Here is a 22,299-nt window from a genome sequence, read left to right on the forward strand (position 1 = left end):
CGATACACCGGCATGACTTCGATGCGTGCCGTAGGGGTGCTGTCGCTCGCGCTGCTGGCGCCGTGGCTCTGTGTGGCGCCGGCCGCGGCCGAGGATTTCGCGCTACTGCCCGCGGTGCCGGTGGTGGCATCCCCGTCGTGCGGGGGTACCGTGCGGGCCGAGGCCCAGGTCGTGCCCGTCCAGGTCGTGGACCGCGTCGAAGACGGTGTGCGCGTGGCGATCAACTACGACGCCGGGGTCTACGACGGGTCCTGCGCGCTGACCGTCACCGCGACGTGGACCAATCTGGAAACCGGGGCCACCGGGCACGGTGACATCTCCGCGGTCTCCACCATCGACGGCCACTACGGCTTCATCGGCTACGCCAACACCACCTTCGTGACGGGCGGCGGCACCGTGGTCGTCACGCTGAGCTCACATCCTGGCGAAGAACTGCGCATCACTCCCTGACTCGGCATTCTCCGACGGGATGAATGTCGGCGCCGCGGGCGTTGGGACGCGTATCCCGGCAGTTCGGCCGGGGAAGACTGTCCGAACCGCGACATCCGCCACGGCTCGAACGCACCGAGTGAAAGGCGAATCGCCATGAAATTCGCACTGGAAGTAATCGTGGTCCCGGTGTCGGACGTGGACAAGTCGGTCCACTTCTACCACGACATCCTTGGCTGGCGCCTGGACGCCGATTTCGCCGTCGAAGACGGCTACCGCGTGGTGCAGGTGACGCCGCCGGGATCGGGGGCGTCGGTCATCTTCGGCGACGGTGTCGCCTCGGGTCTGCCCGGCTCCGCGGACGGCCTGTACCTGGTCGTCGACGACATCGAGGGGGCGCGCGCCGAGCTGGAGGACCGCGGTGTCGAGATCAGCCCCGTGTTCCACGACCGCACAGGCATTTTCAACCATGCGGGCACCGCGGCCAGGGTCCCCGGCCCCGATCCGCAGCGACGGACGTATGCCTCCTATGCGGCCTTCGACGATCCGGATGGCAACTCCTGGGTGCTGCAGGAAGTCACGACGCGGCTGCCCGGCCGCTGACGGTGATACGCCTCCACAGAAATTGGGATCGGTAGCGAGGCCGCCCGGACACGCTGTGCCCACGCCCCGCCGGAACACCGCGGGACCGGAGACACAGGAGAGAACAGATGAAGTCCACCCGCCTCGGCGTCGCCCTCACCGCTGCAGCCATCGCCGCCACCGCGCTGAGCGGCTGCACCAAGGTCGCCGAGATCAGGAACGCCGCCGCCGACACCGCCGCGCAGGTCGTCGCGTCGGGCACCGAGCAGATCGTCCACAGCGTGTCGGGCGACCTGTTCACCGCCGAGGGAATCGACGGCGCGATGTCCGCGATCTCGGAGAAGGTGGGCGCCAACCCCATGCAGGTCGTGGAGGTGACCGTCGTACCGGGTGTGCTGACGGTGCAGGCCATCGACCCGGCGGCGCCGACCGAGCTGAACCAGTGGAGCTACACCGCCGGCGCAGTGGGGGCATCGCGCCCCGTCGACTACGACGATGACACGGAAGCGCTGCGGCAGAACCTGTTCGGCACCGACGAGGTGCCCAGCGCCGCCATCGTCACCGCCGTGGGCAATGCGGTCACGGCCAGCGAGATCCCCGGCGCAGAGGTGCAGAGCCTGACCATCAAGCGGAACCTGCCGTTCGGCGAGGACATCACCATCTTCCTCAACGTCGAGGGCGAACGGAGCAGCAAGCAGGTGCGTACCGACGCGTCCGGACAGGTCGTCGACGTTGTTTGATTGCAAGCGTCGTTTGATTGCAGACGTCGTTTGACAGCAAGCGTCGCTTGACACGAGGACGGCCCGCACCCTGCGCGCAGGGTGCGGGCCGCCGTCAGTGCCTACCGCGTCCGCCGACCGGGCGGCCGAGGCTCAATCCGAGGCGCCGTCGCCCCCGGAGCCGCCGCTTCCGCCCTCGCCGCCGGAGCCGCCGTCGGTGCCGTCGTTGTCGTCACCTGCGCCGCCCGGGGCTCCGGGATCGCCGGCGTCGCCACTGCCGCCGAAGCCGCCGGTGCCGCCGCCACCGCCGAACCCGCCCGAGCCGCCGGTGCCGCCTTCGAGTGCGTCGCCGCCGGTGCCGCCGTCGCCCCCGGTACCACCGGCGCCGCCGTCGTCGAGACTGCTGCTCCCGCCCAGGCCACCGGGTCCGCCGGTGCCGCCGTCGCCGCCGGTGCCGTTCTCACCGCCACCGCCGCCGAGTCCACCGTCACCGCCGGTGCCGCCGGCACCGCCCGTCGGTCCGACGCCGCCCGCTCCGCCTTCACCGCCCTGCCCGCCGTCACCGCCGTCGGCGTTGTCCTCGAGATCCTGGCCGCCGAGCCCACCTGTGCCGCCGGTGCCGCCCGCTCCACCGGTCGTCGTGCCTTCGCCGCCGTCACCGCCGGAACCGCCGAGCCCTCCGTCGGATCCAGCCGAACCCGAGCCGCCGGCGCCGCCGGTACCGCCGGCACCGCCGACCTCACCGTCACCGCCGGTGCCGCCCTCGCCGCCCTCTCCGCCACCGAAGCCTTCGTCACCGAGCCCGCCGAGCCCGCCGTCTCCGCCGGCGCCGCCCACGACGCCGTCGCCGCCGTCGCCGCCGTCTCCGCCATTGCCGCCGAAGCTGCCGTCTCCGGTGATCCCGTCGCCGCCGTCCCCGCCGTCGCCACCGTTGCCGTCAGCTCCACCCCGGCCGAAAAGCCCACCGCTGCCGCCGGATCCGGCGTCGCCGCCGTCCCCGCCGTCGCCGGGCGGCAGGGTCGACAGACCGTCGCTGAACCCGTCGCCGCCGGTGCCACCCTGCCCGCCCGTACCACCGGATCCGAAGAAGAACCCGCCGGCACCCCCGGCGCCGCCCTTGCCGCCCGCCTGGCCGTCCTGGCCGGGCTCCGTGCCGTTGGCGCCGGTGCCACCCTTGCCGCCGTTGCCTCCGGTGCCGAAGAACAACCCGCCCGCGCCACCTCGGCCGCCGGTGCCGCCTGCGACACCCTCGCCGCCGTCGCCACCCATGCCGAAGTAGATGCCGCCGTTACCCCCGTGGCCACCGTTGAGGCCCTTGCCGCCGTTGCCGAACAGCAGGCCTCCGTTACCGCCGTTGCACGCGGCGCCCTCGCAGCCCGCCTGGGCGTCGAGACCGTTGCCGATGAGCCATCCGCCGGACCCTATCGGCCGAAAGAGATTGAATCCGTTGGCACTTGCGGCCGCGAGGGCGGTGGGTGTGAACGCTGCGGGCGAGGCGGCGCCGTCGCGCTGGGTGTACAGGTACAACCAGTCGTTCGACGTCAGAGTGGATTCCGTCGAAACCAGCTGGACGGCGGGGGCGGCACTCTCGGTGGGCGCCTCGCCGGCCAGTGCGGCCGACAGCGCACCCACGCTCACGACCGCGGCGGCGCCCAGCCCGGCCGTAACGTAGTGGCGAGCCGATACGCCCGTGGAGCGGGTGAGCTTGTGGTGTGTGGACATAATCGGCCCCTTCGACGATTGATGTCAGACCCGCTGCAGGCGGATTCTGTGGATTTGCTGTCGACTGACAGCTGCAATGTAAGTGTTTGCCAGACCCGGGGTCAAGGATTTGGTATAAACCATACGAGCAAACAATTTATTGACGCTCACGCAGTATAGGAATCGAGGTCAAGCAGCAAGAAAGCGCAAGGGTCGGGGGACTCCGCAAAGTTGTTATCGTCGCTGGGCACGGTGCATCCACGAGCCGCGGCGGAGGGCAGTCATTGCTCATCGTGTTTGCCAGACGGGGCGTGCGTGACGCCAGGGGTTCGCCCGGACCGCGCCCTGCTACGCGCTGAGGACCGAAAGATTCTGCCCGTCAACGACGTTCGCCCGCCGGCCGACGCGGAGCGTGTAGGCGACGCAGGCGACCAGCAGTATCGCGTAGAGCCAGACGTAGGAATTGCGCAGCATTACATCAGGCACATAGGTGTCCGGGAACAGATAGAAGCCGATGCGTGGATCGCGCAGACCCCGGAACCAGTGGGGCCACGCACCCATCGCGACGAACAGCCCGGCAGGTACCAGCCACCACGTCCACGAATTAAGGGCGCGGTGGACGAGCCATACGATCAGCGGCACAACCCACACCCAATGGTGTGTCCACGAGAACGGCGACACCACCGCCGAGGTCAGTCCGACGAGCGTCACCGCGAGCAGTCGATCCCCGAACCTGTAGAGCCGCAACGCCGTCCACAGGCTGGCGGCGACGATCGGCACCGCCAGGGCCAGCCACAACCAGGTCGGCGGGTAGTCCCCGGATATCCGGGCCATCGCACCCCGCAGCGACTGGTTCGACGGGTGGATCAGCGTGTCGCCGATGCGTTCCGAGCGCAGGAAGGTACCGCCCCAGTAGGTGCGCGAATCCTGCGGCAGCAGAACGAACCCGATCACGAGTGTGGTCACGAACGCCGACACCGCGACGGCCACCACCCGCCACTGGCGCAGCACCGCGAAGTAGAGGACGAAGAAGAGCGGCGTGAGTTTGATGCCTGCCGCCACGCCGGTGCCCACCCCGGCGACGCGACTCCGGGTGCCGCCCACGGCGTCGGCGAGGACCAGCAACATCAGAATCAGGTTGATCTGACCGAAGAACAGCGTGGTGCGAACGGGTTCCAGGAAGACGCACCCCAGGGCCAGCAGAACCGAGACACCCACCAGGCGGACGCTCACGCGGTAACCCACGAGGCGCCAGCACTGGACGACGACCGCCGTCAGGACCACGAGGTTGGCGGCGAGGAAAAGGTGCCGGTCGGATACGGACGGCAGCAGGTCCAGTGGAATGAACAACAGCGCCGAGAACGGCGTGTAGGTGTAGAACAACTTCTTGTCGACCGGCAGCTCGTAGAGCGGCACACCGGACATCACGTGCCAGGCGCCCTTGCGGTACACGTCGAGATCGCCGCCCCCGTCGAACAATCCCCAGTTGTCCGTCGGACCCACGGTGGTCAACGCCAGCGCCACCGACACCGCCGCCCACACCGCAAGGACCGCCACCAGCGACCGGCTCACCGTCAGCCGTGTCATGCCACCTCGCCGACGAGGACCGCCCGGTCCGGGTCAGGGAGCGGCGCGGTGGTCATCGGACCAAATTACCGCCCAGCGCAGCCCGCCGCGAAGATCAGGTCCAGTAGAGCGCCCTGGCTCCGGGCAGCACCGCCTCGATCTCGGCATCGAACCACGAATGCAGCTCGGACATCACGTCTTTGGGATACACATACTTCGCGGCACCGTACTTGCCGAACTTGCGGGTGCGCTGTGCCTCGTCCATCTCCAGTTTGGTGCGCGGGTACCAGGTCGTCAGCACGTTCTTGCTGACCTCGGTGAACCTGTGGGTGATGCATTCGACGGTCAGGTCGAGGTCGGGGATGTCCGCCGTCGCCGCCGCCACGTCGGCGAGCAGCTGTCCGTAGTGCAGGCGCCACTGCGGGATCGGCATGATCGGCGCAATCGTCAGACCCACCCGGTACCCGGCGAGCGCCAGTCCGCGCATCGCGGCGATCCGTTGTGCGAGACGGGCCGTGCCGCCTTCGAAGCGGCCGGTGATCTCCTCGGCGTTGACTGAGATGCGGACACGGGTGCGCCCCCGGTGGTCGAGGTCGAGCAGCGGAGCGACGTTGTCGTACTTGGTGGTGAACCGCAGTCCCACCGGAGCGGCCCAGTCCGTGGCGCCGACATGGGCGATGGTCGCCGACAGCGAACCGGTCAGATGCTCCAGCGCGAGCGGGTCGGTGTAGCAGGACGCCTCGAAGGTGGTGCCTTCGCCCGCCCGTTCGATCGAGGAGGAGGTGATGGTGCCGCGCCCGACGTAGTCGTCCATTCCCGCGAGGATCTCGGGAAGGTTCGCATACACCCGCGTCAGGGGCGGGCCCGACAGAGACCCGGCCAGATAGCAGTACTGGCAGTGGCCGGGACAGCCCTCGGCCAGGTCCACCCGCCAGTCCGCGCTCGGCGGGATGGGCTGGAGGCGGCGCTTCGACGGCGGCGCCACCACGACGGCCAGCGTCTGCTTGGCACGGGCATACGCGGCACGGTCGGAGTCGCCGCGCATCGAGGGCATCCGGTCACCGGCCAGCACCTGGATGTCGGGTACGCCGGCGGCTTCGCACCGGCGCAGGATCTCCTCGCCGTGGGGCAGTTGCGCGGCCGATCGCGTCGCGAGCACCCGCGCGGGCGTCCACAGCACGGGGGGTCTCGGAGCGGACAGGGGAATGGGGCTCGGCAGGAAGGTGGGGCTCGACACAGCAGCGGCGTCCGGCATCGTCATCGTGCTCTGTCCAACGGATGGGGCCCCACGCCGATTCCTCGCCGAGGCGGCTTGCGCACCGATGTGACCAGAGGAACAGGGGGAATCAAACCGTGCCGCCCCGGGTTACACGCGATGTCGCCGGGATGCCGCCTGACGACCGAAATAATAAGTGGAAGAGGCGAATCGATGATGACATCGACGACGAAAATCCGATTGGCAGGCATCCTCGCAGGCGCATTGTCCGCAGCGGTGGTCGGCTTCGCCGGCCCGGCGCAGGCCGACGACGGCGGATGGGGTTTCGGCGGTCCCCGCCACGATTCAGGGTGGCACCACGGTTACGGCCGCGAGGACAGCAACAGCCCCTGGCTCGACGATCTGGTGCCCACCGTGAAGGTGCCCCACGTCGACACGAGCGTCCGCAACTGACCCGTTCGCCCCACTAGCCCGACCGCGGCCTCGTGGTGCGGCGTTCGGGTCCGAACAGGCGGGCAGCGACCGACCTCTGGGGGTCGGCCCGCTGCTCGTCGAGCAGGAACGAGATACCCCCCTCGATCGCCGTCTTCGTCCGGTCCCGGACCTCTGACACCGCGCGGTCGTCGGTGGTGGCGATGTCGTCGGTCGCGATCGGCTCGCCGAACCAGTAGTACTGCCGCTCGGGCCGCGGGATCGGGGTGGGCCCGATACCGCGGACGATCGGAAACAGGTCGGGGCTTCCCGACACCCTCTCGAACAGCCGGCGCGCGGGCGCCCACAGCGCGTTGTCCGTATCGACGACGACGTCCAGGGAATCTTCGGCGCCGACGGTGGCGAACGGGACGATCGGATACCCGTGCTTGACCGCCAGCCGTGCGAAACCCATCCGGTTCTCCCACAGCAGCTGATATTTCTCGCCCTTGCGCTTGGCCACTTCACGGCCGCCTCCAGGGAAGACCAGGATCGTCTCGCCACGCCGCATGAGTTCCTCGGCCGTGGCCGGGGTGCCCGGGACCACGCCGACAGCGGATAGCAGGTCCCGCCACCTGGGCAGCTTGAAGTGGGCGTGGTTGCCCAGGACGCGCACACCGATTCCGTGCTCTCAGAGCTCTGCGCACAGCAGCGGCGCGTCGAGCAGGCCGATGAGCGTGTGGTTGCCCACCAGCAGCGCGCCCCCGGCGGGGAGGTTCTCACGCCCGTAGACCTTGGGGTTGACCAGCTTGCGTGCCGGTTCGAGCAGTCGCAGCATGCGCCCCAGCGTCTCGGCGGACGGAGGGCCGGGGACGTGCGGCGCTGATTCCACGCACGTGCGGTACCCGAAAACCGCGTTCGCGCCACGTCGGAACGGGTAGAGATCTGACACCACCGACGGAGGGACGATCTGTATGGCCGATGCCGGACTACCCACGCCGAAGGGCCGGCTGCCCGGATACCTCGCCGTTCCGACCGGGCCGGGCCCGTGGCCCGCGGTGGTCGTGCTGCACGAGGTGTTCGGACTGAACGACGACATCCGGCGCATCACCGACCGGTTCGCCGACAACGGCTATCTGGCGTTCGCGCCGGCGCTCTTCCAGCGGGGCCCCAAACCGATGTGCATCGTCAGCGCGTTCCGGGCGCTGGCGACCGGGTCCGGCTCGGCCGTCGACGACATCATCGCCGCAGCTGAGCAGCTTCGCGCCGACGACCGCTCGAACGGCAAGGTCGGGTCGGCGGGATTCTGCATGGGTGGCGGATTCTGCCTGCTGCTGGCCGACCGCGGCGTGTTCGACGCGACCGCACCGAACTACGGGCCGTTCCCGCCGGCCACCGGCGCGCCGACCCGCTCCTGCCCCCTCGTCGCCAGCTACGGCGCCGACGACCGGTTGTTGCCCGGGGCCGCCGCCACGCTGGAGAAGAGCCTCGACCCGGCCGTGACGCGCGACATCAAGGAGTATCCGGGGGTCGGCCACAGCTTCATGAACCAGTGGAAAATGCCGTCACCGCTGCACGTCGTGGAACGGATCGCCGGGCTGCACCATTCGGCCCCGCAGGCCGAGGACGCCTGGCAGCGGATCCTCGCCTTCTTCGGCGATCATCTGCGCGGTGACGGCTGAGCCGCGCGGTGTCAGCGAAAGCGCACGTTCAGGGTCGCCAGGCCGAAGATCTTCTTGCCCTCGGACTTCGCCCCGACCAAGAGCACCCCGCTGCGGGTCTGCGGATCCAGTGACTTCACGCGGCCGGTGAACTCGATGTCGGCGCCGCCCTTGGCGGACACGATCGCCGGCTGGGACAGGCGGATGGCGTACCGCGTCACCGCGCCGGGGTCACCCGTCCACGCCGAGGCGAACCCCGCGCCGAGGCCCATCGTCAGCATGCCGTGGGCGATCACATCGGGAAGGCCCGCGAGCTTGGCGATGTCCTCGTCCCAGTGGATCGGGTTCGCGTCACCGGCCACCCCGGCGTAGTTCACCAGGTCACCTCGGGACAACCGGGCGTGCCGGACTTCCAGCTCGTCGCCGACCGTCACGTCCTCGAACGACGGGGTGCCCGGTGTGCGGGTCGCCCCGCCCTCCGAGACCCGGATCTCGCCGTCGGGCCGCACGGTCTTCTCGTACTCGGCGTCCTTACCCCCGATGTCGAGGATGTTCATGTCGTGCATCATCGCGTTCTGTACGGCCTCTTTGACCGAGGCGTCGATGTCCTCGGCGGTGACACCCACGACGGTGGTGTGCAGCGTGTGCACCCGCTCGCCCTCGGTGTCGGTGAAGGTGTTGGTGACGGTGATGAAGTCCCGGCCCGCGGTCCGGCGCACCGACGTCAGCTCCACATCGATCAGCAGCTCGTCACCGGCCACGATGGGGCGGTGCTGCTCGAAGACCTCTTCGGTCTGCAGATAGGTGTCGTAACCGACGACGATCTCTTCGAACATGCGGCGGTTGCACTGCATGCCCGGCGCCGAGGTGAACGTCAGCGGCGCGATGACATCGGCGTAGCCCAGCTTCTGCGCGGCAGCGACGTCCCAGTGCGCGGGGTGGTAGTCCTGCACGGCGCGCGCGTACTCGCGGACCTTCTCGCGGCCGACGAGGTAGGTGCCGTCCATCTGGTAGTAATGGCCGACCCGGGCTTCGAGCGGCGACGATTCTGCTGCTGCAGTCATGAATGTGCTCAACCGTTCTGTCGCGTACCGGCGCATGGGGTGTTGCGCATGGCCGATCACGCACACTAACGCGTGCCCGCCGGCGCGAGACACACCGATCGCGTCAGCGCCGGAAGGCCGCCGCGATCTCGGCGACCCGGGGATCGCCCATGAGCTCCTCCAGGGTGACGGGCAACGGGAGCCGCCAGTTCGGATACTCGTCCACCGTTCCCGGCAGGTTGGGCTGGCGGGTCTCGCCGATCACGTCGTAGGGCGAGACCAGCTTCAGCCGGCTCGGCGCCGCCGCCAGCAACCGGTGCATCGCCGCGATGATCGCGGTCTCGTCCGGATCCGAGGTGCCGTCGGGCAGCAGCCCCTGTCCCCGCAGCAGCGTCAGCCACTCGGCGCGTTCCCGGTCGGCGTTCGCCTGCTCGGCCGGGACGTCGTCGAGCAGCCCCAGATCGGCCCGTGCGCGCACGTGCTCCCCGCGCAGGAAGCCCGCCGCGGTCGGCAGATCGTGGGTGGAGATGCTGGCGGCCGCGCGCGAAGGCCACCGGTCCGGCGGCAGCAACGGTTCACCGGGAGCGTCCTGGTCGCGGGTGAACCAGGACACCGCGCAGCCCAGCATCTCGTTGTCGGCCAGCGCCTGGGTCACCTCGGGTTCGACCGTGCCGAGATCTTCCCCGACGACCGTCGCGCCGGCCCGGTGCGCCTCCAGGGCCAGCACCGCCAGCATGGTGTCCGCGTCGTAGTGGACATAGGTGCCCCGGTCGGGTCCGTCGCCCGGCGGTATCCACCACAGGCGCCACAGTCCGGCCACGTGGTCGATGCGCAACCCGTCGGCGTGGGCGAGCACCGCGCGCAGCATGTCCCGCAGCGCGGCGTAGCCGGTCGCCGCCAGGCGGTCGGGCCGCCACGGCGGCAGGCCCCAGTCCTGGCCGCGGGGCGTAAAATTGTCCGGCGGCGCCCCGACGCTGACCCCGGCGGCGAGCACGTCGGCCAGCGCCCACGCGTCGGCGCCGTCGGCATCGACTCCCACGGCGAGGTCGTGCAAGACCCCCAGCGCCATCCCGGCGTCGCGCGCCGCTGCCCGCACCGACATCAGCTGCTCGGCGCACCGCTGCTGCACCCAGGCGTGAAAGGCCAAGCGGGGAGCCAACTCCCGTCGCGCCTGTGCGACCGCCGGGCCCGTCACGTCCCGGAGCGCCTCGGGCCACGTCGACCACCGGCCGCCGTGCCGTTCGGCCAGCGCACAGTAGGTCGCGAAGTCGCGGAGGCCGTCGGAGGCCGCACCCTCGGCGAACGGGTCCGGCCGTCCCTCGGAGCGCCACAGCAGCTCCAGCGCATCGCGTTTGGCGGCCCAGACGAGGTCGTGGTCGATCCGCTCGGTGGTGGCCGACACCCGCAGCGAGTCCACTTCTGCGCGGGTGACGGCGTCGGCGCGGCCATAGGCGTCGATGTCCTCGATGCGCAGCGCCAGCGGATTGGCGAACCGACGGCTCGAGGGCGTGTACGGCGACGGCTGCACCGGGTGTGTGGGCCCCGGGGCGTGCAACGGGTTGAGCAGCACGGCGCCGGCCCCGTGCTCGGCGGCGGTCCAGTCCACGAACTCCCGCAGATCGCCGAGATCGCCGATTCCCCACGACCGCGCCGAGCGCAGCGCGTACAGCTGCAGCATCCAGCCCCACGTCGACGGGGACGGCGGGACCTGCGGCGGGGCGGCGACGAGCGTCGCCTCCTGACCGTCCCGGGTGTGCAGGCGGTACCAGCCGGGGGCCAGGTCTGCGGGCAGTTCGTCCTGCACGTCGACGCGGGTGCCGTCCTCGCCGACCAGTGCCGCGGCCCCGGCCAGCGGCTGCGGCCGGCCGTCCACGCGCACAGCGATGGTCGGGGCGATCACGCCGGCGCGGTCGCGCTCGGCCAGCTTGGCCAACTCGGCGGCGCGGGCCGCCTCGGTTCCGGCCTCGACGTCGAGCAACCCGAGCACCCGGATGACCACGTCGGCGTCGACCTCGACGGGTTCGCGGCGCTCGTTGCGGTACGTGGTGGCCACGCCGTGGGCAGCCGCCAGCCGACGCAGATCGTCGGGCACCGTCGTGGATCCAGCCGTCACCGAAGGCTCCCCATCGCGGGCGCGGAAGAGTGGGTGCGGGCGCGGTGTGAAAGCACGCCGCGGCTATACCCGTGCTGGGATTTTCCACACCAGCCCGCCGCCTGCCCTAGGTTCGACCCTGTGGCGCTCTCACCGGACATCGTCGGCATGACCTACCTGTATCCCGATCATTTCGAGGTCGGCCGGGAGAAGATCCGGGAGTACGCCGTCGCGGTCAAGAACGACGACGCCGCCTACTTCGACGAGGACGCCGCGGCCGCGCTGGGACACGACACGATCCTCGCGCCGCTGACCTTCATCGCGATCTTCGGCCTCAAGGCGCAGCTCGCATTCTTCGAACACGCCAACATCCCGATCACCGAGGAGAGAATCGTCCAGGCCGAGCAGGGTCTGACGATCCGGCGGCCCATCAAGGCCGGCGACAAGCTCTACTGCCACATCCGGCTCGACTCACTGCGGCAGGCGTTCGGTGCGGACGTCCTGACCATCCGCAGCCGCATCACCAACCAGCACGGCGAGATCGTGCAGGAGGACTACACGACGATGGCGGGGCGCAGCGAGGAGCAGTGACACCCGCTCCCCGGGGTGGCGACCAAGGGTAAGTGCTGTGTTCTCAACACTCCGGTTGCGTCCGCTTCGTCGCCTAGCGAGGGAGCAGAAGCAACCGTTCCCCGTCCAACGCACCTCACAGTGTAGGGCGCGACAATGGTTGCGAGCTGTCCATTTAGCGAAAGTGTCGCGACGAATATTGCATTCAATATTCAGCGGTTTGCGGAGATCCCGGGCTACGGTGCAAACACGGTGACGGCGGTGCAGGACGACGACACGCGGAGGGGCCATGACGGTGATCGCGCTGGAAGAGCACTACGCCTGGGATCCGGCCAGTGCCGGCAATGTGGTGGGTGAGTGGCTGCGCTCCCATGACCGCGTCGCCCATCAGCGGCTCTACGACAGGGGGTCGCTACGGCTAGAACAAATGGACGCTGCCGGGATCGACTTCCAGATCCTGTCGTTGTTCGACCCCGGGGTGCAGGACGAGACCGACGCCGGGCACGCGGTCGATCTGGCCCGGCGCGCCAACGACGACCTGGCCGACACCGTTCGCGCCGTCCCGAACCGCTTCGGCGGTTTCGCGACGCTGGCGACCCAGGACCCGGAGGCGGCCGCGGCCGAGCTCGAACGCGCGGTCACCGAGCTCGGCCTTCTCGGGGCGCTGGTCAACGGCCACTGCCAGGGCCGCTACCTCGACGACCCCGCCTACGACGCGCTGTTCTCCCGGGCAGAGGAGCTCGGCGTGCCCGTCTACCTGCACCCGACCACACCCCACCCCGCGGTGATGGAGGCGTGGTTCGCGCCGTACGTCGGCGATGGCCTGCATCTGGCGTCGTGGGGTTTCGCCGCGGAAACCGGCACCCACATGTTGCGGCTCATCTACTCGGGTCTGTTCGACAGATTCCCGCGGCTGCAGATGATCATCGGCCACCTCGGGGAGATGCTGCCGTTCGCGGCCTACCGCATCGACCGCTACTACGGCCTGGGTGGGGATGCCTCGGCCGGTCGCCTGCAGCGCCTGCCGTCGGACTATCTACGCAGCAACGTGCACGTCACGACCAGCGGCAACTTCTGCCCGCCGTCGTTCGCGTGCACGCTGGAGGTGATGGGCGCCGACCGCGTCATGTTCTCGGTGGACTACCCGATGGACGACAACCGGGCAGGCGCCGACTTCCTGGCGTCGTTCCCCATGGAGGACGCCACGCGGCGAAAGGTGGCCTCCGAGAACGCGATCGGCTTGTTCGCGGGCCGACTCCCCGCACACCTGGGGAACTGACACCAGGGGAATCGACACCCGGGGAACTGACACCGGGAAACTGACAGCCCTGCGGCGGGCGATGACCATGGGGTTCAGGGGCTAGCTGCTCAACACCTGGGGGCCGCGCCCGCCGGTCATCTTGACTGTGCCTAGAGCGCGGCCCGCTCAATCGTCACCGTCCTTCTACCGTTCTACGGACACGGACCAGGGCCCGAGTAGGGCACAAAGTCCCCACCCCCAAGGTCCTCCGCCGCCGGTTCTCATTGACCGGCGCGCGCCCGGGGACGCGTCACTCGACGAGGAAGACCGGGATCTGCCTGTCGGTCTTGGTCTGGTATTCGGCGTACGGCGGGTAGGCCTCCACGGCCAGCTTCCACCAGTGCTCGCGCTCCTCGCCGTCGATCTCGCGGGCTACGCCCTCGATGACCTTCTCGCCGTCCTGGACGGTGACCGACGGGTTGGCCTTCACGTTGAAGTACCAGCTCGGATGCTTGGGATCACCACCCTTGGACGCCACCATGGCGTAGCGGCCGTTCTCCTCCACGCGCATCAACGGCACATAGCGCTTCTTGCCCGACTGCGCGCCGGTGGTGGTGAACAGCACGATCGGCCGGTCGAGGACCTCGACGCCGTCGGTCGTACCCTGCGCCAGGATGCGCTCGGTTTGTTCGCGGACCCAATCGGTGGGACTCAGTTCTGCGTTCTCGCTCATCGTTGCCTCCAACTTTCTCGCACCGCCCCGGTATTCCCACTGTTGCCGGTGCGGGCACATCTAATCAGCGGACGGCAAGAGCGGCTCGACGAGCGCGAAGTGTGCGGCGCTGATCCACGACGGGTTCGACTGCTGGGGAGAACGGAAGACCTCCATGTCCCGCAACCCGGGGATCGACGCCAGTTCGGTCGCGGTCAGGGGTTCGTCGAACAGCGGGATGTCGACCGGAACATGCCATCGACCGTCCCGTGCCACCGCCGTGCCGGTTACGGTGCCCGCTCCCCAGATTCCGCGGCGCGGATGGCCGGAAACCCAGAACAGGACGCATTGGCCCGCCAGCATCAGCCGGGAGCGGTAATTGTCAGCAACGCACCACTCGGATTTGGCCCGACCGGCGGCGCGCATCGGCTCCAGCGCGGTCGCCTGCGGGTTGCACTTGATGACCCAGGCGCCGAGCGTCTCCACTGTCACACTGCGTTGCGGCATCAGCCGAAAACCTCCACATGAACTGCAGTACCCGCTCTTTGCCGGTTTGCTGCCGAAAACGGGTCGGCCCACTATGCTGATCACGCAGTCGACCCCGCCACAGCCGTCAGCGGCTCGAGATGGGACGAGTGGTGGTGATCGCAGGCCTAGGCGGGGAGAGCTGGATGTGCCTGTCCCGGAGGGGACACAGGAGGGGTTCATGATCCCTGTGTCGGTGGAGGGTGCCGCGGGGGAACGCAGCACGGCCGACGACAAGCAGATGGTGCTCGTCGTCGACGACGACGCCCGGCTGCGCGATTTGCTGTGCACGGTGCTTGAACCTTTGGACTGCGACATCGCGCAGGCCGGGTCCGGCGAAGAAGCGCTCACCGCGCTGTTGCAGCGCAAGGTCGCCGTGATCGTGCTGGACATCAACATGCCCGGGATGGGCGGTTTCGAGACCGCGCAACTGATCCGCGACGTCGAGGAACTCGCCTCGACGCCCATCATCTTCCTGACCGGACAGGCCGAGGCCGGCGACCTGGACCGCGGTTATGACCTGGGCGCCGTGGACTTTCTCGTCAAACCGGTGTCCAGGCAGGTCTTCCTCGCCAAGGTCAAGGCCCTGCTCGAACTGGATCGATCATTCACCCGGCTGCGCCGCGAGGCCGCAGACCTGCACGAACAGCAGCTGCAGGTGGCCCGGGCCGCCGAGATCAGGCAACGCGACGAACTCGCCTTCACCCGCCGGCGGGAACGCCTGACGAACATCTTCGCCGAGGCCAGCATCGACCTGCCCTCGCTGGAGCGGACCATCGTCTCCGAGCTCAGCCAGCTGTTCGACGCCGAATGCGTCCTACGGCTGCCCACCCCCGATCACGGGTGGCATGAGTCGTTGTCGCACACCGAGTCTGGATCGACGTCGCAACTGCTGCAGGCGTTGATGGTCGATCCCTCGGCCGAACAGATCCAGAACTCGACGGCGTACCGCGCCGTCATGGTCGAGGAGCTCGCCGCGCGCAGTCAGCGTTTCGGCGTCGTGTGCGTCGGCCGGGTCGACGGACCGGAGTTCACCGAGGCCGAATCCGCCCTGTTCCGTGGCGCTTCCGCGGCCGCCGCGCTCGCGATCTCCAACGCCACCCTGTACCGCGTGCAGGCCGAGTACGCCGCCGTCATGCAGGCGACCGGGGACGCGATCCTCGCCGTCGACGTCTCCGGTGTGATCCGCAGCAGGAACAAGGCCGCCACGGCCCTGTTCGACGGCGACGACGACACTCTGCTGGGCAGGTCGATCGTGGAGCTCGCAGCGCCCGCCGACAGGCAACGGCTCGAAGAACAGCTCGACGTGACACTGGCCACGCGCCAGGAGGTTTCGCTAGAGATGACCCTGACGGCCCACGACGGGCGCGGCGTGGAGGTCATGGCGACGCTCTCACCGATCGGCGACTCGGTCGATCTGCTGGTCGCCGTCGTCGTCCACGATCTGACCGAGATCAAGCGCGCGCAGACCGAGATCCGTCATCTCGCCAGCCATGATCCGCTCACCGACCTGGCGAACCGGCGACAGCTCACCGAGCGGCTGGCGGCCCTGGCTCGGCAGCAGACCGGAACCGGGCTGATCGCGCTGCTGTACCTGGACGTCAACCAGTTCAAGATGGTCAACGACACCTACGGCCACGACACCGGGGACGAACTGCTCCTCGAGGTCGCCGCGCGGTTGCGGTCGGCGGTCAGCCCCGACACGCTGGTGTGCCGTATCGGCGGCGACGAGTTCGTGGTGGTGCTCGACAACGTATCGAGTCCGGCGGGGGCGGTGGTCGCCGGCAACACCATCCTCGAACGCGTGCAGTCGCAGCCGGTGATCTGCAAGTCCGCGACGCTGCAACCGTCGCTGAGCCTCGGCATCTCGTGCTTCGGCGCCGACGCCCACACCCCCGAAGACCTGTTGAACCAGGCCGACATCGCGATGTTCGAGGCCAAGAAGAACCGCCTCGACGAGTGCGTGCTCTACACCGACGGCATCGGTTCGCGGCATCACGGCAAGGCTAACCGGCGGGCCGAGGTGTCCGAGGCGATCGCCCGGTCGGATCTGCGGATGGTGTACCAGCCGATCGTGGACGCGGCGACCGGCGGGCTGTTCGGGGTGGAGGCCCTGGTGCGCTGGCGGGCGGGCGACGAGGAGGTGCCCGCGTCCGAGATCGTCTCCCTGGCCGAGGATTCCGGGCAGGCGGGTGCGCTGGGCCGGTGGGTGTTGATGCGCAGCTTCGAGGACTTCGCCACCCTGGGACGGGCGGATCTGAAGCTGCACGTGAACGTCTCCCCGGAGCAGGTCCTCGACAACAGCTTCATCGAGCACCTGCTCACCGCCCACCAGCTGCTCGGCATCGCCCCGGAGAGCGTGTGCCTGGAGCTCACCGAGCGAGCGTTCAACAGCGATCCGGCGCCGGCCCACATCGCGCTCAGCGGCGCCCGGGACTACGGATTCAACCTGGCCATCGACGATTTCGGTGTCGAGCACGCCAGCATGACGAACCTGATGCACGTCCCGGTGAACTGGCTAAAGATCGACCGTTCCTTCGTGGCCGAAGTCCACCGCAACGAACGGGTGCAGCGGCTGGTCCGCAGCCAGATCGCCGTGGCGGCGTGTATGCAGGCGCACGTCATCGCCGAGGGTGTCGAACTGCAGCAGCAGGCCGACTGGCTCCGCGATGCGGGATGCGTTCTGCAGCAAGGATTTCTGTACGCGCGTCCGATCGAGATGACCGACCTGGCCGCCTATGTCCACAGCCGTGCGGCCGTCGGGGCCCGGCGCGGTGCTGCCGAGAGCTAGGGTGACATGAAACTTGCGACCCGGTTGGCGATCCTGTGCGGATCAGCGCTTCTCGCCGTCGTGCTGGCCAACACGCTGTACACGATCCAGACCAACCGGATCAGCGGACTGTACGAGCAGCGGGCCGAAGCCAGGGTCTCCCAGGTCACCGCCATCGACATCGGCCGGGATCTGCAGACGTACCTGGCTTCTTACAACGAGGTTCTGGACACCGCAGAACCGACCCGGCGCTCCCAGCTCATCGACGAACTCGGCGAGCTGGAAAGCGCCCTCGAAACCGAACTCAGCGACGCGGCCGCCGATGCGACGGATCGGACGATCAGCACGCAGTACGAAGAGGCGCTGAGCACATGGTCCGACCTGCAGTCGGCGCACCGTGCGGGGCTGCAGAGAATCGAGAATGCCGCACAGGCCGAAAGCGACGGCGACGACCAGGCCGCGCTGCTCGACACTCAGCTCCGACGAATCGAACGGGAGACTCTGCGGGTCGTCGACGACGCGAATAATGCCGCGGCACAGGCGATCAGCACGACCCGCGCGCTGCTGTGGACGTTCGCCAGCGTCATCGTCGTCGGTCTGGGCACGCTGCTGTTCCTGACCAGCCGCAACATCCACCGCACCGTCACCACGTCCGCCCGTCACAGCGAGAAGGCCCGCCGGTCCCAGGAGACCCAGGCCAAGCTGATGACCGACGTGCAGGCCATCGACGACCTCGCGGCGGCGTGCAATCTGATCGTCTCCCGCACCGCCGAGGCCGTGCGCGCCAAACACGGCGCCCTGTATTTGAAGCAGCCCGACCAGGACGACCGGTATGCCCTCGTGGCCTCGTACGCCTTCCACCGGCGCAAGGACCTGCCCAGCTCCTACGGGCTCGGGGACGGTCTCGTCGGCCAATGTGCACTGGAGGGCAACAGGATCGAGGTGACCGGCGCCCCCTCCGACTATGTCGAGATCGTCTCGGGTCTGGGCAAGACCAGCCCGGTCTCGCTGATCCTGATCCCGATCAAGTTCGAGTCCGAGGTGCTGGGCGTGCTCGAGCTGGCCGGTCTACGGTTGTTCTCCGAGGACGACATCGAGCTTCTCGACAGCATCGCTCTGGGCGCGGGCGTGGCGATCAGCGCCGTCGAGTCGGCGCAGAAGACCCGCGAACTGCTGCGGGTGTCGCAGGCCCAGACCGAGGAGCTTCAGACCCAGGAGGAAGAGCTCCGGGCGACCAACGAACAACTGACGCAACGCGAGGACCTGCTGTCGGCGCAGAACGCCGAGTTGGAGGAGACGACCGAGGAGCTCCGTTCGCAGCAGGAGGAGCTCAAGGCCAGCACCGAGCGCCTCGAGGCGCAGTCCCGATCGCTGGAGCTCAAGAACGAGGAGCTGCAGCGGCTCAGCGGCTCCCTGGAGGCCAAGGCCGAGGAGCTCGCCGTCTCCTCGCGCTACAAGTCGGACTTCCTGGCCAACATGTCCCACGAGCTGCGCACCCCGCTGAACAGCATCCTGATCCTCGCCGGCCTCCTTACCGACTCCGACGAACCGCTCAACGCCAAGCAGCACGAGTTCGCCGAGACGATCCAGCAGTCCGGCAAGGACCTGCTCAACCTCATCGACGAGGTGCTCGACCTGGCCAAGGTGGAATCCGGTTCGCTGTACGTCGAGACCGAGACGATCGAGGTCGCCGAGCTCGTCACCTTCCTGCAGCGCACCTTCCGCCCCATCGCCCAGGACAAGGGCGTCGTGTTCGACGTCGTCGTGCACGAGTCGGCGCCCACCGAACTCGTCAGCGACTACACGCGGGTCAAACAGATCGCCAAGAACCTGGTGGCCAACGCGATCAAGTTCACCGACCAGGGCTCGGTCACCGTCGACCTGGCCGGGGCGGCCGACGCCGAGGGGAACCCCGGGGACGGCTTCCTGTCGATCGCCGTGGCCGACACCGGGATCGGCATCGACGAGAAGGACCACCACCTGATCTTCGAGTCCTTCCAGCAGGCCGGCCGCGGTTCGGCCAGGCAGTACGGCGGCACCGGCCTCGGGCTGGCCATCAGCCGCGAGCTGGCCCGCCATCTCGGCGGTGACATCTCGCTGCGCAGCGCTCTGGGCGAGGGTTCGACGTTCACCTGTTGTCTGCCCGTCGAGCCCCCCGCCTCCGTCAACGCCACACCGTCGGCGCGGCGGGCGCCGGCGAAACGTCCCGCGCCGGCCCGCCCTGCGCCGAGCCGTCCTGCACCGGCCCCGGCACCGCCTGTCGTACAGCAGATTTCGGAGCCGGTGACCGATGACGTTGCGGCCCGGTTCGACGCGGTCGACGTGTCGGACGTCGACTGGCCGCAAAACGGTAAGCCCGTGCTCTTGATCGTCGAGGACGACCCCACCTTCGCGCGGATGATGGGGGAGCTTGCGTCCGAGGCGGGCTTCGACTCGGTGGTCACCGCCAGCGGCCGGACCGCGTTGGCCCTGGCCAAGGAGCGTCAGCCCGCCGCCATCACCCTCGACATCGGGCTGCCCGACATGGCCGGCTGGGTGGTGCTCGACGTCCTCAAGCACGACCTCGCGACGCGCCACATCCCCGTCAACGTCGTCTCCGGCGCGAACGACGACGGCCGCGGCCGCCGGATGGGCGCGATCCAGACACTGAACAAGCCCGCCGACATCTCGGCCCTGCGTTCGATGTTCACCTCGACGGCGGACTTCCTCAAACCCGGCCCGCGGCACGTGCTGGTCGCCGAGGACGACGCCAACCAGCGCCAGGTCGTCAAGCACATGATCGAAAGCGACGACATCGACATCACCTGCGTCGCCACCGGCGAGCAGGTGCTCGCCGAGCTGTCGGGCCCGACGTCCTACGACTGCCTCGTCCTGGACCTCGGTCTGCCCGACATCGACGGCATCGACCTGATCGAGCAGATCAAGGACCAGCTCAAGCAGAAGAGCCTGCCCGTCATCGTGCACACGGGCCGGGAACTGACACTGGCCGAGACCGAACGGCTGGAAGCCCTGGCCGCCGCGATCGTGTTGAAGAACGCGAAATCACCGGAACGGCTGCTCGACGAGACGGCGCTGTTTTTGCACCGCGTGGCCAACGACATGCCGGACTCGGCGCGCGAAATCCTTTCCAACCCACGGCGTATCGACGAGTCGCTCGAAGGCAACACGGTGCTGCTGGTCGACGACGACGTCCGCAACGTCTTCTCGCTCGGCAGCGCGCTGAAGCGGTACGGCATCACGGTGCTGCCCGCCCGCAACGGTCAGGCCGGTCTCGACACGCTCGCCGAGCATCCGGAGATCGGGCTCGTCCTGATGGACATCATGATGCCCGTGATGGACGGCTACGAGGCCATGCGCCGGATCCGCGCCGAAGCCCGGTGGCGCAACCTCCCGATCGTCGCGCTGACGGCCAAGGCGATGAAGGGCGACCGTCAGAAGTGTCTGGACGCCGGCGCCTCGGACTACGTGACCAAGCCCGTGGACATGGACCAGCTGACGTCCGTGCTGCGGGTCTGGCTGGCAGGACAGCCGCGGGGGCAGCGGACGCCCTCGGAGATCTGACGAGAATGACTGCTGGACAGCCCGATTCGGCCCCGTCGCGCGAACTGGGGGTGATCGAGGCGGACGCGTTCTTCTACGCCGTCTACGAGTACCTCGGATACGACTTCCGCCATTACAGCGACGCGTCGCGCAACCGGAGGCTCGCGGCGTTCGTGGAGCGGCATCGCTTCGGCTCCATCTCCGAGGCGCAGGGGCGGGTCCTGCGCGACCCCACGCTGCTGACCGATTTCCTGGCCTCGATGACGGTGAACGTGACCGAGATGTTCCGGGATCCCCAGGTGTTCGCCAAGATTCGCGCCGAGCTGCTGCCGCGGCTGGCCACCTATCCGCGCATCCGCATCTGGATCGCGGGCTGCGCGACCGGCGAGGAGGCCTACTCGATGGCGATCCTGCTGGACGAAGCGGGGCTGCTGGACCGCACCACGATCTTCGCCACCGACATCGACAACGATTCGCTGCGCTCGGCGGCGGCGGCGATCTACCCCGCCGACGCCATGGTGCGGGCCACGCGCAACTACCAGGCCAGCGGCGGGCAGCGCCCCTTCTCGGACTGGTACATCGCCAAGTACGACCGGTGCATCCTGAGCCCCGAGCTGCGCGCGCGTGTGGAGTTCTTCTCCCACAACCTCGCCACCGACAGCACCTTCGGGGAGTTCAACCTGATCCTGTGCAGGAACGTCTTCATCTACTTCGAGGACACGCTGCAGCGCCGGGTCGAGGTGATCTTCCGCGACAGCCTGGCCCCGTTCGGCAACCTCGTCATCGGGCCGCGCGAGGCGCTGACCGCCGAGGGCAACGGGTTGTTCTCCCCGGTGGATCGTCGCCTCGGCATCTTCCTCAAGGGCCAGAAGTAAGCGTGCCGGGCGCCGGCGTGATCGTCATCGGAGGCAGCGCCGGCGGGATGAAGGCACTACGGGGCATCTTCGGCACGTTCCCCGATGCCGGTGACAGCGTGGTCTGCGTGGTGCTGCACCGCTCGCCCGACCATTCGCCGCTGGCCCAGGTGCTGCAGACCTACACCGGGATCCCGGTCGCGGAGCCCGCCGACAGCCCGTGGACGTGCCCGCCGGGCGCGGTCACCGTGGCGCCCGCGGGCTACCACCTGCTGGTCGGGAGGAACCGGGCCACCGCCGCGAACCCGGCCACCCCGTTGTCGCCGTACGCGTCGGCACCCGGTGTGCGCGCCCACCTCACCCTCGATGCGCCGGTGGCCTACTCGCGGCCGTCGCTCGACGTGACGTTCATCAGCGCCGCCGAGTTCACGAAGTCGACCGTCGCGGTGCTTCTCTCGTGCGCGAACGAGGACGGGGCCGCCGGGTGTGAGGCGGTGAAGGCGGCCGGCGGTCGCGTGGTGCTGCAGGATCCGGACAGCTGCGAAGCGCCGGTCGCGGTGAAAGCGGCGTTGCGGACGGTGGCGCCGGACCACATGGCCGACCCGGCCGGGATCGGGACGTGGCTGTCGCAGGCACTCGGGTAGTCACCGACCGTCACATCCGCCGGA

The 22,299-nt window shown here is 68.9% G+C and carries 20 protein-coding genes; 11 read left to right on the forward strand and 9 right to left on the reverse strand.

What is annotated here, in order from left to right; all coding sequences use genetic code 11:
• The first annotated feature begins 12 nt into the window (after nucleotides 1–12).
• From FHR72_RS02935 to FHR72_RS02945, 3 genes are all read left to right on the forward strand, one after another.
• Entirely contained in the window at nucleotides 13–450 is a 438-nt protein-coding gene (locus FHR72_RS02935; RefSeq protein WP_183466385.1) for a hypothetical protein, read from the forward strand.
• 135 nt (nucleotides 451–585) lie between these two features.
• Nucleotides 586–1,032, forward strand: coding sequence for a VOC family protein (locus FHR72_RS02940; RefSeq protein WP_183466386.1), 447 nt, complete (start codon nucleotides 586–588; stop codon nucleotides 1,030–1,032).
• Nucleotides 1,033–1,139: 107 nt separating this feature from the next.
• Nucleotides 1,140–1,751: a hypothetical protein gene (locus FHR72_RS02945; protein ID WP_183466387.1), complete on the forward strand. Its 612-nt coding sequence runs from the start codon at nucleotides 1,140–1,142 to the stop codon at nucleotides 1,749–1,751.
• Nucleotides 1,752–1,883: 132 nt separating this feature from the next.
• On the opposite strand, the gene FHR72_RS02950 is transcribed toward FHR72_RS02945, so the two are convergent.
• From FHR72_RS02950 to FHR72_RS02960, 3 genes are all read right to left on the reverse strand, one after another.
• Nucleotides 1,884–3,452, reverse strand: a complete 1,569-nt coding sequence (locus FHR72_RS02950) for a hypothetical protein (protein ID WP_183466388.1) — start codon at nucleotides 3,450–3,452, stop codon at nucleotides 1,884–1,886.
• A 327-nt stretch (nucleotides 3,453–3,779) separates the two neighbouring features.
• Complete coding sequence (locus FHR72_RS02955) at nucleotides 3,780–5,018, reverse strand: glycosyltransferase 87 family protein (RefSeq protein ID WP_183466389.1); 1,239 nt, start codon at nucleotides 5,016–5,018, stop codon at nucleotides 3,780–3,782.
• A 94-nt stretch (nucleotides 5,019–5,112) separates the two neighbouring features.
• Nucleotides 5,113–6,258, reverse strand: coding sequence for a spore photoproduct lyase family protein (locus tag FHR72_RS02960; protein ID WP_221192900.1), 1,146 nt, complete (start codon nucleotides 6,256–6,258; stop codon nucleotides 5,113–5,115).
• Nucleotides 6,259–6,426: 168 nt separating this feature from the next.
• On the opposite strand from FHR72_RS02960, the gene FHR72_RS02965 reads away from it, so the two are divergent.
• Entirely contained in the window at nucleotides 6,427–6,666 is a 240-nt protein-coding gene (locus FHR72_RS02965; RefSeq protein ID WP_260155729.1) for a hypothetical protein, read from the forward strand.
• Nucleotides 6,667–6,679: 13 nt separating this feature from the next.
• Here FHR72_RS02965 and FHR72_RS02970 read toward each other — a convergent pair whose 3' ends face one another.
• Both FHR72_RS02970 and FHR72_RS26815 read right to left on the reverse strand, forming a co-directional pair.
• Nucleotides 6,680–7,300 carry a lysophospholipid acyltransferase family protein gene (locus FHR72_RS02970; protein ID WP_396888383.1) on the reverse strand — a complete coding sequence of 207 codons (621 nt, stop codon included), beginning with the start codon at nucleotides 7,298–7,300 and terminating at the stop codon, nucleotides 6,680–6,682.
• A 15-nt stretch (nucleotides 7,301–7,315) separates the two neighbouring features.
• The gene (locus FHR72_RS26815; RefSeq protein ID WP_260155730.1) at nucleotides 7,316–7,516 is read right to left on the reverse strand and encodes a hypothetical protein; all 201 of its coding nucleotides are present in this window, start codon (nucleotides 7,514–7,516) and stop codon (nucleotides 7,316–7,318) included.
• 82 nt (nucleotides 7,517–7,598) lie between these two features.
• Here FHR72_RS26815 and FHR72_RS02975 point away from each other — a divergent pair, with 82 nt between their 5' ends.
• Entirely contained in the window at nucleotides 7,599–8,306 is a 708-nt protein-coding gene (locus FHR72_RS02975; RefSeq protein WP_183466390.1) for a dienelactone hydrolase family protein, read from the forward strand.
• 11 nt (nucleotides 8,307–8,317) lie between these two features.
• Here the strand turns inward: FHR72_RS02975 and FHR72_RS02980 are convergent, their stop codons facing one another.
• Nucleotides 8,318–9,349, reverse strand: coding sequence for a fused (3R)-hydroxyacyl-ACP dehydratase subunits HadA/HadB (locus FHR72_RS02980; RefSeq protein WP_183466391.1), 1,032 nt, complete (start codon nucleotides 9,347–9,349; stop codon nucleotides 8,318–8,320).
• 103 nt (nucleotides 9,350–9,452) lie between these two features.
• The gene (gene malQ / locus FHR72_RS02985) at nucleotides 9,453–11,441 is read right to left on the reverse strand and encodes a 4-alpha-glucanotransferase (protein ID WP_311736032.1); all 1,989 of its coding nucleotides are present in this window, start codon (nucleotides 11,439–11,441) and stop codon (nucleotides 9,453–9,455) included.
• Between the two features lie 120 nt (nucleotides 11,442–11,561).
• Here malQ and hadA point away from each other — a divergent pair, with 120 nt between their 5' ends.
• Together hadA and FHR72_RS02995 are read left to right on the forward strand one after the other, a co-directional pair.
• A complete protein-coding gene (hadA, locus tag FHR72_RS02990) occupies nucleotides 11,562–12,011 on the forward strand; it encodes a (3R)-hydroxyacyl-ACP dehydratase subunit HadA (RefSeq protein ID WP_183466392.1) in 450 nt (149 codons plus the stop codon).
• A gap of 268 nt (nucleotides 12,012–12,279) precedes the next feature.
• Nucleotides 12,280–13,269 carry an amidohydrolase family protein gene (locus FHR72_RS02995; RefSeq protein ID WP_183466393.1) on the forward strand — a complete coding sequence of 330 codons (990 nt, stop codon included), beginning with the start codon at nucleotides 12,280–12,282 and terminating at the stop codon, nucleotides 13,267–13,269.
• A 271-nt stretch (nucleotides 13,270–13,540) separates the two neighbouring features.
• On the opposite strand, the gene FHR72_RS03000 is transcribed toward FHR72_RS02995, so the two are convergent.
• On the reverse strand, nucleotides 13,541–13,963 hold the full coding sequence (locus tag FHR72_RS03000) for a nitroreductase family deazaflavin-dependent oxidoreductase (RefSeq protein WP_183466394.1): 423 nt from the start codon (nucleotides 13,961–13,963) through the stop codon (nucleotides 13,541–13,543).
• 60 nt (nucleotides 13,964–14,023) lie between these two features.
• A complete protein-coding gene (locus FHR72_RS03005; protein WP_260155731.1) occupies nucleotides 14,024–14,449 on the reverse strand; it encodes an EVE domain-containing protein in 426 nt (141 codons plus the stop codon).
• Nucleotides 14,450–14,648: 199 nt separating this feature from the next.
• On the opposite strand from FHR72_RS03005, the gene FHR72_RS03010 reads away from it, so the two are divergent.
• The 4 genes from FHR72_RS03010 to FHR72_RS03025 are packed head-to-tail and all read left to right on the forward strand — an operon-like array spanning nucleotide 14,649 to nucleotide 22,275.
• The gene (locus FHR72_RS03010) at nucleotides 14,649–17,258 is read left to right on the forward strand and encodes a two-component system response regulator (protein WP_183466396.1); all 2,610 of its coding nucleotides are present in this window, start codon (nucleotides 14,649–14,651) and stop codon (nucleotides 17,256–17,258) included.
• A gap of 6 nt (nucleotides 17,259–17,264) precedes the next feature.
• A complete protein-coding gene (locus FHR72_RS03015) occupies nucleotides 17,265–20,798 on the forward strand; it encodes a response regulator (protein WP_183466397.1) in 3,534 nt (1,177 codons plus the stop codon).
• Nucleotides 20,799–20,803: 5 nt separating this feature from the next.
• Nucleotides 20,804–21,652 carry a CheR family methyltransferase gene (locus FHR72_RS03020; RefSeq protein WP_183466398.1) on the forward strand — a complete coding sequence of 283 codons (849 nt, stop codon included), beginning with the start codon at nucleotides 20,804–20,806 and terminating at the stop codon, nucleotides 21,650–21,652.
• 2 nt (nucleotides 21,653–21,654) lie between these two features.
• Entirely contained in the window at nucleotides 21,655–22,275 is a 621-nt protein-coding gene (locus FHR72_RS03025) for a chemotaxis protein CheB (protein WP_183466399.1), read from the forward strand.
• Nucleotides 22,276–22,299 lie beyond the last annotated feature (24 nt).

The sequence above is a fragment of the Mycolicibacterium iranicum genome (genome assembly GCF_014190915.1).
Taxonomy (GTDB): Bacteria; Actinomycetota; Actinomycetes; order Mycobacteriales; family Mycobacteriaceae; genus Mycobacterium; species Mycobacterium iranicum_B.